1 protein-coding gene is annotated in these 292 nt (G+C 51.7%); it reads right to left on the minus strand.

Annotation, left to right across the window (positions count from 1 at the left end):
• Window positions 1-292, minus strand: a 292-nt coding sequence (locus SB679_RS23730) for a hypothetical protein (RefSeq protein WP_410704716.1), incomplete at both ends; no start/stop codon positions are given.

Genomic DNA, 292 nt, shown 5'->3' on the forward strand with positions numbered 1-292 from the left:
GGCTCGTCGGCTTTCTGGCAGTCTTTTACGCAATAGCTCTGCAAAGAGATGGTGATATCGATACCAGACTCTTTCCCGATCGAGCGAGAAAAGGAACAGGTTTCTCGACTCCAGACAGTCGATCTTTGACCGACTGTCATCCCGTAGAAGTACTGCATCTGCAAGTTCCGGATTGAACCTGTCAAGCAATGAGGTGGCCAGCAAAAACTCATGCATGTCGTCGGGCAGCGACTTGACCACTTCTTCCATGAGGAAATCGCCCACATCGCGATCGGCGCCAGTGAAGTCCTTG

Origin of the sequence: Chryseobacterium sp. SIMBA_029 (assembly GCF_046535275.1) — a bacterium.
Classification (GTDB): Bacteria; Bacteroidota; Bacteroidia; order Flavobacteriales; family Weeksellaceae; genus Chryseobacterium.